10 protein-coding genes and 1 tRNA gene are annotated in these 12,020 nt (G+C 71.2%); 6 read left to right on the forward strand and 5 right to left on the reverse strand.

Annotated features, from left to right (window positions below; translation table 11 throughout):
• Positions 1-212: 212 nt before the first annotated feature.
• The 5 genes from ACFRU2_RS29890 to ACFRU2_RS29910 all read right to left on the reverse strand — a co-directional run bounded on the left by ACFRU2_RS29890 (position 213) and on the right by ACFRU2_RS29910 (position 6,120).
• Entirely contained in the window at positions 213-1,679 is a 1,467-nt protein-coding gene (locus tag ACFRU2_RS29890; protein WP_382977770.1) for a peptidoglycan D,D-transpeptidase FtsI family protein, read from the reverse strand.
• Entirely contained in the window at positions 1,676-3,100 is a 1,425-nt protein-coding gene (locus tag ACFRU2_RS29895) for an FtsW/RodA/SpoVE family cell cycle protein (protein ID WP_382977772.1), read from the reverse strand. Before ACFRU2_RS29895 ends, ACFRU2_RS29890 begins: the two co-directional genes overlap by 4 nt.
• 31 nt (positions 3,101-3,131) lie before the next feature.
• Positions 3,132-4,607: a PP2C family protein-serine/threonine phosphatase gene (locus ACFRU2_RS29900; protein WP_382977775.1), complete on the reverse strand. Its 1,476-nt coding sequence runs from the start codon at positions 4,605-4,607 to the stop codon at positions 3,132-3,134.
• A gap of 141 nt (positions 4,608-4,748) precedes the next feature.
• Positions 4,749-5,255 (reverse strand): FHA domain-containing protein, encoded by a 507-nt coding sequence (locus tag ACFRU2_RS29905; RefSeq protein ID WP_250738692.1) that lies wholly within the window; start codon positions 5,253-5,255, stop codon positions 4,749-4,751.
• A 10-nt stretch (positions 5,256-5,265) separates the two neighbouring features.
• Positions 5,266-6,120, reverse strand: coding sequence for an FhaA domain-containing protein (locus ACFRU2_RS29910; RefSeq protein WP_382977780.1), 855 nt, complete (start codon positions 6,118-6,120; stop codon positions 5,266-5,268).
• Between the two features lie 293 nt (positions 6,121-6,413).
• On the opposite strand from ACFRU2_RS29910, the gene ACFRU2_RS29915 reads away from it, so the two are divergent.
• From ACFRU2_RS29915 to ACFRU2_RS29940, 6 genes are all read left to right on the forward strand, one after another.
• Positions 6,414-6,496 (forward strand) — tRNA-Leu (locus ACFRU2_RS29915).
• 267 nt (positions 6,497-6,763) lie between these two features.
• Complete coding sequence (locus ACFRU2_RS29920) at positions 6,764-8,455, forward strand: sensor histidine kinase (RefSeq protein ID WP_382977783.1); 1,692 nt, start codon at positions 6,764-6,766, stop codon at positions 8,453-8,455.
• 20 nt (positions 8,456-8,475) lie between these two features.
• A complete protein-coding gene (locus ACFRU2_RS29925; RefSeq protein WP_382977861.1) occupies positions 8,476-9,123 on the forward strand; it encodes a response regulator in 648 nt (215 codons plus the stop codon).
• Positions 9,124-9,167: 44 nt separating this feature from the next.
• A complete protein-coding gene (locus ACFRU2_RS29930) occupies positions 9,168-10,616 on the forward strand; it encodes a DUF2252 domain-containing protein (RefSeq protein ID WP_382977786.1) in 1,449 nt (482 codons plus the stop codon).
• Positions 10,617-10,773: 157 nt separating this feature from the next.
• Positions 10,774-11,613 (forward strand): J domain-containing protein, encoded by an 840-nt coding sequence (locus tag ACFRU2_RS29935; RefSeq protein WP_382977789.1) that lies wholly within the window; start codon positions 10,774-10,776, stop codon positions 11,611-11,613.
• A gap of 52 nt (positions 11,614-11,665) precedes the next feature.
• On the forward strand, positions 11,666-12,010 hold the full coding sequence (locus ACFRU2_RS29940) for a rhodanese-like domain-containing protein (protein ID WP_382977792.1): 345 nt from the start codon (positions 11,666-11,668) through the stop codon (positions 12,008-12,010).
• Positions 12,011-12,020: the final 10 nt, after the last annotated feature.

Genomic DNA, 12,020 nt, shown 5'->3' on the forward strand with positions numbered 1-12,020 from the left:
CGTGCAGCCCTCTCCGTCAGTCCCGACCGCACCCGTGTGTGGTCCGGCGGTGTGCTGTTCGCGCAAAGGCTACCGGCCGATCGTCGGTGATCGGTTCGTGACCACAGGCTGATACCGGACCGGTACCGTACGCTCCGATCCGGGCGGGAACGGTGACCCGGATCACATCTGTGTGCCCCTTGCGGCTCTCGCGTGGCGCTCGGCCCCGCCCGTCACCCCTTGTTGCTCTTGAGCACGGCTTCCATGACGGCCTTGGCGACCGGGGCGGCGAGCCCGGCGCCGCTGATGTCCTCGCGGTCCGCGCTGCTGTCCTCGATGACGACGGCGACGGCGACCGGCGAGCTGCCGTCCGAGTTCTCGACGTAGGAGATGAACCAGGCGTAGGGGCGCTTCTTGTTGCCCTCGCCGTGCTGGGCGGTACCGGTCTTGCCGCCGACCACGGTGTTCCTGATCTTGGCGGTGGTGCCGGTGCCCTTCTCGACCACGTTGACCATCATGTCCCGGATCTTCTTCGCGTTCTCGGCGGAGAGGGGACGGCTCATCTCCTGCGGCTCGTGCTTCTCGATGACGTCGACGTTGGGCGACTGCAGCTGGTCGACCATGTACGGCTTCATCAGCTTGCCGTTGTTGGCGATGGCCGCGGTGACCATGGCCATCTGCAGCGGGGTGGCCGCCGTGTTGAACTGGCCGATGGAGCTCAGGGCGTTGCCGTCCTTGCCCATGGTCTTGTCGTAGACGCTGGCGAAGGCGCGGACCGGGGTGTCGATCTTGTCGTTGTTGAAGCCGAACTTCTCGGCGGTCTTCACCATGTTGTCCCGCCCCACCTTGTCGCCCATGTTGGCGAAGACGGAGTTGCAGGAGACGCGCATGGCCTCGTTGAGGCTGGCCTTCCCGCATCCGGGGGCGTGGTTGACCAGCTCGGTCTTGGTCCCCGGGAGGATGTACGGGTCCTCGGTGTCGGTCGGGTCGTCGATGTTCTTGACGACGCCGTTCTCCAGGGCCGCGGCGGCGGTGACCACCTTGAAGGTGGAGCCGGGCGGGTAGGTCTCGCGCAGGGCGCGGTTGACCAGCTTCTTGTCCTCGCTGTCCTTGAGCTCGACCCAGGCCTTCTCGTCGGTCTTGGAGTTGCCGGCGAAGGAGGTGGGGTCGTACGAGGGGGTGCTGACCAGGGCGAGGATCGCGCCGGTGCGCGGGTCGATCGCCGCGACGGCGCCCTTCTTGCTGCCGAGCTTGTCGAACGCGGCCTTCTGCGCGGCGGCGTTCAGCGTCGTGACGACGTTGCCGCCCTGCTTCTTCTCGCCGGTGAACATGCCGATGGTGCGGTCGAAGAAGAGCCGGTCGTCGTTGCCGGTGAGGATGCCGTCCTCGAGGGACTCGAGCTGGGTGGAACCGAAGGCCTGCGAGGCGTAGCCGGTCACGGGGGCCCAGAGCGGGCCGTCCATGTAGGTCCGCTTGAACTTGTAGTCGCTGCCGTCGGTGACGGCGGAGCCGGTGATCGGCTTGCCCTCGACGATGATGTTGCCGCGCTCGGTGGCGTACTGGGCGATCTGGACCCGGCGGTTCTCCTTGCGGGTGCTCAGCTCCTCGGCCTTGACGTACTGGAGCCAGTTGGTCCGCACGAGCAGTGCCAGGACGAGCAGCCCGCAGAAGATCGAGATGCGGCGCAGGGGCTTGTTCATGACGGGCGGACCACCTGGGTCATCTCGGAGTCGGGGGACGGTGCCGGGGCCGGGGCAGGGCGGCGTGCGGTGTCGCTGATCCGGATGAGGATGGCGATGAGGATCCAGTTCGCGAGGACGGACGAGCCGCCGGACGCGAGGAAGGGCATGGTCATGCCGGTCAGGGGGATGAGGCCCATGACTCCGCCGGCGACCACGAAGATCTGGAGCGCGAAGGCGCCGGAGAGGCCGATCGCGAAGAGCTTGCCGAAGGGGTCGCGGGCGGCGAGGGCGGTGCGCACGCCCCGCTCGATGATCAGGCCGTAGAGCAGGAGGAAGGCCATGACCCCGGCGAGCCCGAGCTCTTCGCCGACGGTGGAGAAGATGAAGTCGGAGTTGGCGGCGAAGCCGATGAGGTCGGAGTTGCCCTGACCCCAGCCGGTGCCGAGGACCCCGCCGGAGCCGAAGCTCATGATCGACTGGCCGACCTGCTCGCAGGCGCCGGACTTCTGGTAGCAGGCGAAGGGGTCGAGCCAGGCCGTGACGCGGGCCTTGACGTGGCTGGCGGTGGCGCCGACCACGGTGGCTCCGCCGACGCTCATGAGCAGGCCGATGACGATCCAGCTCGTCCGCTCGGTGGCCACGTACAGCATGATCACGAACATGCCGAAGAAGAGCAGCGAGGTGCCGAGGTCGTTCTCGAAGACCAGGACGAGCAGGCTCATCGCCCAGATCATCAGGATCGGGCCGAGGTCGCGGCCGCGCGGCAGGTAGAGGCCCATGAAGCGGCGGCTGGCGAGCGCCAGGGCGTCGCGCTTGACCATGAGGTAGCCGGCGAAGAAGACGGCGATGACGATCTTCGCGAACTCGCCGGGCTGGATGGAGAACCCGCCGACGCTGATCCAGATCTTGGCGCCGAAGACGTCGGCCCCCAGACCCGGGATCACGGGCAGGATCAGCAGCACGAGCGAGGCGGCCATGGAGATGTACGTGAACCGCTGGAGCACGCGGTGGTCCTTGAGGACCAGCAGCACGCCGGCGAACAGCGCGATCGCGAGGGCGGTGTACATCATCTGCCGGGGCGCGGACTCGGAGAAGGCTCCGAAGGACCGCTTCGCCAGGTTCTGCAGGCGCTCGGACTGGTCGAGGCGCCAGATCAGGACGAGGCCCAGCCCGTTGAGGAGCGTGGCGATCGGCAGCAGCAACGGGTCGGCGTACTTGGCGTAGCGCCGGACGACGAAGTGGGCGATGCCCGCCAGGACGCCGAGGCCGAGCCCGTAGGTGAGCATGCCCGGGGGCAGCTTCCCGTGGAGCGACATGCCTGCGTTGGCGTAGGCGAAGATCGGGATGACCACGGCGAAGGCGAGCAGCAGGAGCTCGGTGTTCCGCCGGCTCGGCGCCTCGATGGCGCCGATGGTGGTCGTGTTGGTGACAACGCTCATGGTGTGGCGGGCCCCCTGTGCCCGCGTATGTCTACTGCTTCTCGCACAGGCCGACGACCTGCTGCTCGGCGGCAGTCAGGACGGGGCCGGGTGTTTGGTTGCCCTGCGCCTCGGCGGCACGCCGCTCCTCGTCCTTCTTGCACGCGGAGGTCTGGGTGCCGAGCTCGTCGATCTTCGTACGGGCGGAGTCGAGGCTGCTTTCGCTGATCGTGTCCACGACCTGCTTGCGCTTGAAGGGCGGCAGGTACTTCAGTTCGATGTCGGGGCGGTCGGTCTCCACCTTGGAGAGCTCCAGCGGCCCCAGCTTCTGGCTGATCCCGCGGAAGAGCGCGACGTGCTCGTCCTTGACCCCGACGTAGAACTGCGTCTGGGTCCAGCGGTAGCCCGCGTACAGGCCGCCGCCGATGACACCGAGCACCACGAGCAGCGTCAGCGTGCGCGTGGTCCACTTGCGGCCCTTGCCGCGCCGCCGGCGGGGGTGGTCGTACGTGTCCTCGTACCCGGAGTCGCCGTCGTACGGGTCGGGGTCGCCGAAGCTGCCGTACGCGTCGGCTCCGCCGCCCTGTCCCTGGGCGCCGTAGCCGCCGTAACCCGGTGCCTCGCCGCTGCCGGGGGGGCCGAAGGCGCCGGCGGGCGGGGGGGTCTGGCGGCCGAGCCCGGAGGCGCGGCCGGCCGGCGTCTGCATGGCGTTGCCGCCGTCGAAGAGCTGGTGGTGCTGGTTCTCGGCGACCGCGCCGACGACGACCGGGGTGTCGTTGACCTGCGCGGCCAGGGTGTCGCCGCTGTCGGTGTCGAGGACGTCGGCCACGATGCAGGTGATGTTGTCGGGGCCGCCGCCGCGCAGCGCGAGCTGGATGAGCGAGGCCACGGTCTCGCGGGGGCCGTGGTAGTCGGCGAGGGTCTCTTCCAGGGTCTGGTGGGAGACCACGCCGGAGAGTCCGTCGGAGCAGATCAGGTAGCGGTCGCCGACCCGGACCTCGCGGATGGAGAGGTCGGGCTCGACGATGTCGCCGCTGCCCAGGGCCCTCATCAGCAGGGAGCGCTGCGGGTGGGTGGTGGCTTCCTCTTCGGTGATCCGGCCCTCGTCGACGAGGCGCTGCACCCAGGTGTGGTCCTGGGTGATCTGCGTGAGGACGCCGTCGCGGAGCAGGTAGGCGCGGGAGTCGCCGACGTGGACCAGGCCGAGGCGCTGGCCCGTCCACAGCAGGGCGGTGAGCGTGGTGCCCATGCCCTCGAGCTGGGGGTCCTCCTCGACCATGACCCGCAACTGGTCGTTGGCGCGCTGCACCGCGGTGCTGAGCGCGGTGAGCATGTCGGAGCCCGGGACGTCGTCGTCGAGCTGCACGAGGGCGGAGATCACCTCGGAGCTGGCGACCTCGCCGGCGGCCTGGCCGCCCATGCCGTCGGCGATCGCGAGGAGACGGGGCCCGGCGTAGCCGGAGTCCTCGTTGCCCTCCCGGATCATGCCCTTGTGCGATCCGGCGGCGAACCGCAGGGACAGACTCATGCGCACCTGCCCTGTCGACGCGTCGGGGTACAACCGGTCTCGAGCCACACTGCCCACCCTCCGGCCTGGAGCGCGCTCGGGTCCGTGTCCCCGGTGGGACGGACCGCTGCGGCTCGCTCGCTCCGCTCGCTCATTCTCGTACTACTTCCGCAGCTCGATGACGGTCTTGCCGATGCGGATCGGGGCGCCCGGCGGAATGGGCGTCGGGGTGGTCAGCCGGGTCCGGTCGAGATACGTGCCGTTGGTGGACCCGAGATCCTCGACGATCCACTGACCGTCACGGTCCGGGTAGATCCTGGCATGCCTGCTGGAGGCGTAGTCGTCGTCCAGCACGATCGTGGAGTCGTGGGCGCGGCCCAAGGTGATCGTCTGGCCGGCGAGGGCCACCGTGGTGCCCGTGAGGGTGCCCTCGGAGACGACGAGTTTGGTCGGCGCACCGCGGCGCTGGCGCTGCTGCGGTGGAGCAGAGGCCTGGCGGCCCTGCTGCGCCGCCGGGGTGCCGGAAGCGCCCCCGCCGCGTCGGGAACCGCGCTGCGTCACTCTCGTACCGAAGAGATCGCTGCGGATGACCTGAACGGCCACGATGACGAACAGCCACAGAACGGCCAGGAAACCCAACCGCATGACCGTCAGGGTCAGCTCTGACATTGCCCCCGCTTCACCCTTCGGCTTGCCGGTAAATGATGGTGGTGCTGCCCACGACGATCCGTGAACCGTCGCGGAGCGTAGCGCGGGTGGTGTGCTGCCCGTCCACCACGATGCCGTTGGTGGACCCCAGATCCTGGATCGTCGAGGGCGTTCCGGTCCGGATCTCACAGTGCCGGCGCGATACGCCGGGGTCGTCGATCCGCACGTCGGCCTCGGTGCTTCGGCCGAGTACGAGCGTAGGGCGCGAGATCTGGTGGCGGGTGCCGTTGATCTCGATCCAGTGGCGCCGGACGGCGCCGCCGGAAGGTACGGGAGCCGGTCCGCCCGGTCCGCCGGCGTTCGGCCGCCGTGCGCCGGGTCCGCCCGGGGGCGGTCCTGCGGGCATGGGCGGCGCGGAGGCCGGGGGGTACCCGTAGCCGCCGGGCTGGGCCGGGGGGGCCTGGTGGCCCTGTCCCTGGCCCGGACCGGGCTGGCCGGGGGACTGGGAGGTGCTGGCGGCGAGCGTGCGGCTGCGGACCCGGTAGAGCCCGGTGTCCAGGTCGTCGGCCTTCTCCAGCTGGACCTTGATGGGGCCCATGAAGCTGTAGCGCTGCTGCTTGGCGTAGTCGCGGACGAGGCCCGCGAGCTCGTCGCCGAGCTGGCCCGAGTAAGGGCTCAGGCGCTCGTAGTCGCCCGTGCTCAGCTCCACGATGAAGTCGTTGGGGACGACAGTCCGCTCGCGGTTCCAGATGGTGGCGTTGTTGTCGCACTCGCGCTGGAGGGCGCCCGCGATCTCCACCGGCTGGACCTCGGACTTGAAGACCTTGGCGAAGGTGCCGTTCACCAGACCTTCGAGTCGCTGCTCGAACCGCTTCAGGACTCCCATGGGGCACCTCCTCCGTCGTTGTCGCCCTGTACTGCTTACTGATCGTATCCACGCGTGGCGGATTCGGGTGGTTCCCCATCGGTCACGTGCGCATGAGTGTTGGTCCTCACAAGCGATCGTAGGGGCGCCCCGAGGACAGTGTCCCGCACCGGCGGCCGGGTGCGGGAGGGGCGGTCGTCGGCGGGCGCCGCGAGAGCACGAAAAGCGATGTGAATCCAGCCCCTCCGACGTGCTAATGTTCCGATGTCGCCAGGGGAACGGCCCGCAAGGGAAGAACCGCTGGTAGTCACTTTGCGCGAGTGGCGGAACGGCAGACGCGCTGGCTTCAGGTGCCAGTGTCCTTCGGGACGTGGGGGTTCAAATCCCCCCTCGCGCACATGTGAAAGAGCCCCCGCTCCGGAGAAATCCGGAGCGGGGGCTCTTTCGTTGTGCCCGGAGGTCACGGGCTCGGGGGTGACGAGGGTCTCGGCTGCGTCGGGGGCGGGGGCGGGGCCGTGATGCCGTTCCCGTACCGGGTGTTGGCCCCGGCGATGCAGGCCGCCCGTAGGGGAGAAGCGGCGGGACTGCGCCGGGAGACTTTCGTTGCGGGGGGCGCGACGAAAGAGGGCAGCCCGGTGGTGGCGCGGTGTCTAGGGTCGGGCGCGTGGATGCGACGGCGAGGGTGCGTACGGGATGGGACTGGGTGAAGGGGCCCGAGCCCTGGACCCGGCGGATGCTGGCCGGGGATCTGGCGCTGGCCGGGGTGCTGGTGCTGATCGGACTGGGGGTCGAGGAGCTCGACAACGGCTCCGCGGCGCGGATGCTGGCCAGTGCCGTGGCCGTGGTGGTGCTGACCCTGCTGCGGCGGCGGCTGCCGGTGTTCACGCTGGTGGCCGGCTCGGTGGTGGGCGTCTACCTGCCCGGGGCCTTCCTCGTGGCGATCCCCCTCGGCTGGTCGGCGGGGCGCCGCATCGTCGGTGTCGGACGGGCGCTCGGCGCCTTCACCGGAGCCTTCGCCCTGGCCGTCGTCCTCAGCGTGGTCAAGGAGTGGTCGCAGGGCCGCGCGGTCCTGATCGTCGTCTTCAGCGCACTGATGTTCCTGGCCATGGTGGTCATGCCCGGTCTGGCCAGCCGCTACTGGTCCCAGCGCCATACGCTGCTGCGCGCCCTCCAGGAGCGCAACGCCCAGCTGCTGCGCGAGCGGGCGATGGTCGCGGGCCAGGCCCGGCTGCGCGAACGCCAGCGCATCGCCCAGGACATGCACGACAGCCTCGGCCACCAGCTCGCGCTGATCTCGGTGCACACCGGTGCCCTGGAGGTCGATCCGGTCCTCACCGACCGGCAGCGCGAGGCGGTGGGCGTCCTGCGCCAGGCCTCGGTCGCCGCCATGCACGAGCTGCGCGAGGTCGTCGGCATCCTGCGGGACGGGGTGGAGGCGCCGCTGCCCGTCGAAGAGGCGCAGCCCGCCGCGCGCGGGGTGGCGGGCATCGCCGGGATCGTGGAGTCGGCGCGGAGCGCGGGGACGGACGTACGGCTCAGCACGGCGGGGCAGCCCAGGCCGTTGGTCGCGGCGTGCGACCACGCGGCGTACCGGATCGCGCAGGAGGCGCTGACCAACGCCTACAAGCACGCGCCGGGCGCGCCCATCACGGTGGAACTGCGGTACGAGGACGACTCCCTGGTGGTGGAGATCGCCAACGGCCCGGCGGCCGGCCCGGGCGCCGGTGAGGTGGTGTCCGGCGGGCAGGGGCTGACCGGACTGCGCGAACGGGCCCGGCTGGTCGGCGGCATGGTCTACGCGGGGACCGTGGAGGGCGGCGGGTTCCGGGTGGCCGGGGTGCTCCCGTACGGGACCGAGCCGGCCGGGGCCCAGGACGCGGGACCGGGCGCGGTCGCCGACGACTTCGGACAGCAGGTGCAGGCCAGGACCCTGAGCGGGAACGCCGGGCCGGTGGACTGGGACGCGGTCGACCGGAAGCTGCTGAACGGAAGTCGCGTCGGGGGCGTGACGCTGGGCTGCGGGATCGCGGTCGCGGCCGTGGTGGTGCTGCTGATCGTGATCGGGGCCGCGGTGGCGCTGCTGGTGGGCTCGGTGAGCGACGCGACGATCGGCCGGGCCGAGTACGACGAGATCCAGGTGGGTGAGCCGGAGACCGCGGTACGGTCGCGGCTGCCCAGCGGCGACACCATCCTGACCGACGGACTCGACCGGAAGGGGCCGCCGATTCCGCAGGGTGCCTCCTGTCTGGCCCTGCTCGCGGAGGGCGGCGGCGACTGGGACAGCGACAGCGTTTTCCGGTTCTGCTTCAAGGACGGCAAGCTCGTCGAGAAGCAGGCGTACGAGGCCAAGCAGTAGGAGCAGGGGTGACAGCCAAGGTGATCCGCGTGGTGATCGCTGATGACGAACCGCTGATCCGGGCCGGGATCAGGATGATCCTGACCTCGGCGGCGGACATCGAGGTCGTCGCCGAGGCGGCGAACGGCCGGGAGGCGGTGGAACTGGCCCGGGCGCACGGCCCGGACGTGGTGCTGCTGGACATCCAGATGCCGGTGATGGACGGGCTGACGGCGCTGGGTGAGCTCGGGCGGGCGGCACCCGAGGTGCGGGCGCTGATCCTGACCACCTTCGGGGAGAAGGAGAACGTGCTGCGGGCGCTGAGCGGCGGCGGAGCGGGGTTCCTGCTGAAGGACTCGGCGCCCGGCGAACTCATCGGCGCCGTACGGGCGGCCGCGGCGGGGGACGCGTACCTGTCCCCGGCGGCGACCCGGCACGTGGTGGACCAGATCGCGTCGGGCCGGACGGCCGGCCGCGACGAGCAGGCGCGGCGCCGGGTGGCCGAACTGAGCGAACGCGAGCGCGGGGTGCTGGCGCTGCTGGGGGAGGGGCTGTCGAACGCGGACGCGGGGCGGCGGCTGCACATGAGCGAGGCCACGGTGAAGACGTACGTGAGCCGGATCCTGGCGAAACTGGAATGCGAGAACCGGGTGCAGGCGGCCCTGCTGGCCAGGGATGCCGGGCTGTAGGTACGGTCGGGCCGAAATCCGATGGCGATCAGGGGGCGGGGCGCATGACGGCGGTAGCGCAGCAGCACGGCGTGGGACCGGAGTCGACGGTGTCGAGGGTACGGATCCCGGTGGTCGAGGGGTTCGCTCAGCGGCGCTCAGCCGTCTCGCCGGCCGTCTCGCCCCGGGAGGCGGGCAAGGCGCTGCGCACGCAGGTGCCCCGGTCGGCGCACGCGCGGTTCGAGGCTCCGGCCGACCGTCCTGACGCGGTACGGGCGGTGGAGGAGTCCAACGTCGGGCGGGTCGCCGAACTCGCCCCGATACGGGTCGGCCGGATGGCCGCCAACCCCTTCGCCTTCCTGCGCGGGTCGGCCGGGCTGATGGCCCACGACCTCTCCGGCGGTCCCGTCACCGGGATCGGCGCGCAGATATGCGGGGACGCCCACGCGGCCAACTTCGGCCTGTACGGGGACGCGCGCGGCCGGCTGGTCATCGACCTCAACGACTTCGACGAGACCGTCTTCGGTCCGTGGGAGTGGGACCTCAAGCGGCTGGCCACCTCGCTGGTCCTGGCGGGCCGGGTGGCCGGCGCGGACGAGGAGACCTGCCGGGCGGCCGCGCACGACGCGGCGGGCGCCTACCGCCGCACGATGCGCCTGCTGGCCAAACTGCCGGCCCTCGACGCGTGGAACGCCATCGCGGACGAGGAACTGGTCTCGCACACCGATGCCCGTGACCTGCTGGGCACCCTGGAACGCGTCTCGGAGAAGGCCCGCAACAACACCTCCGCCCGGTTCGCCGCCAAGTCCACCGAGCGCACGCCCGACGGGGGCCGCGCCTTCGTGGACGCGCTGCCCGTGCTGCGCCGGGTCGGGGACGGGGAGGCGGCGGCCGTGGCGGCCGCGCTGGGTCCCTACCTGGAGACCCTGCAGGGCGACCGGCTGCCGCTGCTGGCCCGGTACGCGATCCACGACGTGGCCTTCCGGGTGGTGGGCACGGGCAGCGTCGGCACGCGCTCGTACGTGGTGCTGCTGCTGGACCACCGGGGTGAGGCGCTGGTCCTCCAGGTGAAGGAGGCCAGGCCTTCCGCGCTGCTGCCGCACCTGCCCGGGCTCGGCTTCGTCTCCCCGCCGGAGGAGCACGAGGGCCGCCGGGTGGTGGCCGGGCAGAAGCGGATGCAGGTGGTCTCCGACATCCTGCTGGGCTGGACGACCGTGGAGGGGCGGCCCTTCCAGGTCCGCCAGTTCCGCAACCGCAAGGGCAGCGTGGACCCGGCGGCGCTGGCCGCCGACCAGTTCGACGACTACGGGCGGATGACCGGAGCCCTGCTGGCGCGGGCGCACGCGCACAGCGCGGATCCGCGGCTGCTGGCCGGGTACTGCGGCAAGAGCGACGAGCTGGACGAGGCCGTGGCCGGCTTCGCCGTGGCCTACGCCGACCGGAGCGAGGCCGACCACGCGGTGCTGGTGGCGGCGGTGCGGTCCGGCCGGATCGCGGCGGAGTCCGGGGTCTGAGAGAGGCGTCTGAGAGCGGGGCCGGGTCCGGGGCCGGGGTCTCAGACCGGGTCCGAGCCCGGGGCCGGGTCCGGGGACGAGCCGTCGGGATGTTTCACGTGAAACCGGTGGATGTTTCACGTGAAACACCCGGGCCCCAGGGCCTTAGGCTGGCCGGGTGAGCGAGCAGACTGTTCCCGAAGCGTCCGAGCCCGGCTCCGGCCCCGGCCCCGCTGCCGACGAACGGCCCGAGGCGCGCCTGGAGCGCGCGGTGCGGGCCGCCGAGCAGGCACTGATCGAGTTCGAGATCGCGGTGGAGACCTTCCGGGTGGAGGTCGAGAACTTCTCCCGCCTGCACCACCAGAAGCTCGGCCCCATGTACTCGCGGCTCGACGAGCTGGACGCGCTGATCGCCGAGGCGAAGGCGCAGCGCACCGGGGACCCGGAGGACCTGCGCCGTGCGCGCGAGGCCCGCTCGTTGGTGATGCCGATGCCCGGGGTGGACGAGCTGTTCCACGACTGGCTGGACTCGGACGGGATGTCCGACGACGCTTCCGCCATGCTCACGGACCGCGCGGTGCGGCCGCCGGAGCGGGTGCGCCCCTCGGAGGAGGTGCGCCGCCTCTACCGCGAGCTGGTCCGCCAGGCACATCCCGACCTGGCCCAGGACGAGGCCGAGCGCGAGCGGCGCGACGAGTTCATCGCGCGGGTCAACGCGGCCTACGGGCGCGGCGAGGAGCAGGTCCTGCGCGAGCTGGCACAGGAGTGGGCGGAGGGCCCGGCGCCGGCCGAGCAGCGGCTGAGCGAGAGCGAGGAGCTGTACGAGCGCCTGGAGTGGCTCTCGCGCCGCAAGGAGCTGCTGTCGGTGGTGGCCCGGGACCTCGAGGAGAGCGCGATCGGGTCGATGCTGCGGATGGCTCCGGAGGACCCGGACCGGCTGCTGGAGGAGATCGCCGAGCAGCTGCTCGGCGACGTCGAGAAGCGCGAGGCGGAACTGGCGGCCCTCACCGCCGAGTGAGGCCGGTCGGATAGGTTGGCTCAGCTATCCGTGACGAGAGAAGGCGACAGACATGAACTCCGGACCGCTTCCCTCGGTGGCCGCCTCCGCGCTGCCTTCCGAAGCCTTTGTCCTCGACGTTCGCGAGAACGACGAATGGGCGGCCGGCCATGCCGAGGGCGCGCTGCACATCCCGATGAGCGAGTTCGTCGCGCGCATCGGTGAGCTGACCGAGAAGATCGAGGAAGAGCGCCCGGTCTACGTGATGTGCCGGGTCGGCGGACGCTCCGCCCAGGTGGCCCAGTACCTGCGGGGCCAGGACATCGACGCCGTGAACGTGGCCGGCGGCATGCAGGACTGGGAGGCCGCGGGCCGCCCGGTCGTCACCGACGCGGGCACCCCGGGCTTCGTCGTCTGAGACCGCAGGG

The organism is Streptomyces sp. NPDC056883, assembly GCF_042788835.1.
Classification (GTDB): domain Bacteria; phylum Actinomycetota; class Actinomycetes; order Streptomycetales; family Streptomycetaceae; genus Streptomyces; species Streptomyces stoeckheimensis.